Here is a 1,871-nt window from a genome sequence, read left to right as displayed (position 1 = left end):
GCTTTGGCTCAAGAACGATTGCAACCTCAAAATGAAGCAGAAAGAAAAGCTGCAGGAATTGCTCAAAGACCAGAACCTCAAGACGGCGCAGGCCTACCAGTTCCGCCTGACCTTTCAGGACATCTTCACGATCAAGAATCGCCACCAGGGGGCTACCCTCTTGAAAGCCTGGTTGGAAAACGCCAGAACCAGCGATCTGCCGCCTATCGTCAGGGTCGCCTACACCATCATGAATCACTGGGATGGCGTGCTCCGATGGTTCGAGAGCCAGATCACCAATGGAATTCTGGAAGGTTTCAACAGCCTCATTCAATCCGCCAAGGCCAAGGCTCGGGGTTACCGCACGCACAAGAACTTTATCAACATGGCCTACCTGATCCTGGGCAAGCTGGATCTCAGGCTACCCACTTGAAATGACGAGGAACCGATAAAGATGCCTATCAAATCGCTTATTATGGACTCGTTCGTGCTGCTGAGCGATTTGATTCAACACTAGGCTCTTTTCCTTCCTACGCAAAATTTTGGATTAAGTGGTCTTTTCAGGAGGCGGGAATTGCTTCTACCCTTGTTTTTGTTCCAACAAGAAAATCCAAAGCAATGTGTGCTGCATTTCACGATGAAAATCCGGGCAGGGAAGTCCCTTACATACCATTTGAAGTGGTTAGCATTGAGGACATTGAAGAAAGCTCTGATTTTCTAATTTGCGAGGATATCGGGCCGGAAAGTTGGGCTATATATAATGACGTCTGGGACCTCATCGTGAAGACCTTGGCGAGCATGCCAGAAACCCAGAGCAACACTTTGATTTTATTGTATGGTCTGGATGGGAAACCACCGGCCACAAGGCAAGAGTGTGCTGCCATACTCAATGTGCATAGGAATACCATCAAAGAATATCATGAGCGGGGCTTGGCTGCTTTAAAAGCGGTTTTTGTGGGAGATAACTTGGCTTAGAACACAATGCGCTTTCCACAGGTTGTTTTTTTTCATTTCTAAGCTAGATAGCTTTGTGCATGATGGGGAGAGATTTGATGGCAACAGCACTAGGAAAAAAAGCGGCGGTGAAAGAGGCGAAGACCTACGACTTCGTCTGGGAAGCCACCCTGCCCGGCAGCAAGGACAAGAAAAAAGGCGAAATGAACGCTGCCAGTGTAAATGTGGTGCGGGTTTCCCTGCGCAAGCAGGGTCTGGTACCGGTCACTATCCGCAAGATCCCCCAACCGTTGTTCGGCGAAAAAGGTGTCAAGGAAGCCCAACTGGTGGTGATGGTCCGCCAGCTTTCCACCATGATCAACGCCGGGGTGCCTTTGGTACAGGCCTTTGAACTGCTGATTACCGCCACCCAGGGTGCGCCCATGAAAAAACTCCTTAAGGGCATCCTCAAGCATCTCAAGGAAGGCGAGCCTCTTTCGCAATCCATGGCCCACTACCCCAAGTATTTTGATCGGCTGTTTGTGTCCCTGATTGCTGCCGGTGAACAGGGCGGTATTCTTGACACCATTTTGCTGCGTCTGGCCGAATATCGCGAAAAAACCCTGGCCCTCAACAAAAAGGTGGTTCCTCGTCATTTCAAGTGGGTAGCCTGAGATCCAGCTTGCCCAGGATCAGGTAGGCCATGTTGATAAAGTTCTTGTGCGTGCGGTAACCCCGAGCCTTGGCCTTGGCGGATTGAATGAGGCTGTTGAAACCTTCCAGAATTCCATTGGTGATCTGGCTCTCGAACCATCGGAGCACGCCATCCCAGTGATTCATGATGGTGTAGGCGACCCTGACGATAGGCGGCAGATCGCTGGTTCTGGCGTTTTCCAACCAGGCTTTCAAGAGGGTAGCCCCCTGGTGGCGATTCTTGATCGTGAAGATGTCCTGAAAGG

At 50.6% G+C, this 1,871-nt stretch carries 4 protein-coding genes; 3 read left to right on the top strand and 1 reads right to left on the bottom strand.

The genetic code is table 11. From position 1 onward, the window contains the following. The 3 genes from H7F11_RS16530 to H7F11_RS16520 form a co-directional block, all read left to right on the top strand. Positions 1 to 412, top strand: a 412-nt coding sequence (locus tag H7F11_RS16530; RefSeq protein ID WP_193658123.1) for a transposase, incomplete at its 5' end; no start/stop codon positions are given. Between the two features lie 185 nt (positions 413 to 597). Continuing rightward, positions 598 to 954, top strand: coding sequence for an RNA polymerase sigma factor (locus H7F11_RS16525; RefSeq protein WP_227485599.1), 357 nt, complete (start codon positions 598 to 600; stop codon positions 952 to 954). A 77-nt stretch (positions 955 to 1,031) separates the two neighbouring features. Continuing rightward, positions 1,032 to 1,586 carry a type II secretion system F family protein gene (locus H7F11_RS16520; protein WP_227485598.1) on the top strand — a complete coding sequence of 185 codons (555 nt, stop codon included), beginning with the start codon at positions 1,032 to 1,034 and terminating at the stop codon, positions 1,584 to 1,586. On the opposite strand, the gene H7F11_RS16515 is transcribed toward H7F11_RS16520, so the two are convergent. Beyond that, positions 1,570 to 1,871: transposase (locus H7F11_RS16515; RefSeq protein ID WP_193658234.1), on the bottom strand; the 302-nt coding region annotated here is incomplete at its 5' end. The genes H7F11_RS16520 and H7F11_RS16515 overlap by 17 nt on opposite strands.

This window comes from Acidithiobacillus sp. HP-2, from assembly GCF_015100155.1.
Taxonomy (GTDB): domain Bacteria; phylum Pseudomonadota; class Gammaproteobacteria; order Acidithiobacillales; family Acidithiobacillaceae; genus Acidithiobacillus.
This window is presented reverse-complemented; position numbering and strand designations above follow the sequence as displayed.

Coding starts and splice junctions, on each gene's coding strand:
- H7F11_RS16525 (WP_227485599.1), top strand. CDS start 598: ATGTGTGCTGCATTTCACGATGAAAATCCGGGCAGGGAAGTCCCTTAC.
- H7F11_RS16520 (WP_227485598.1), top strand. CDS start 1,032: ATGGCAACAGCACTAGGAAAAAAAGCGGCGGTGAAAGAGGCGAAGACC.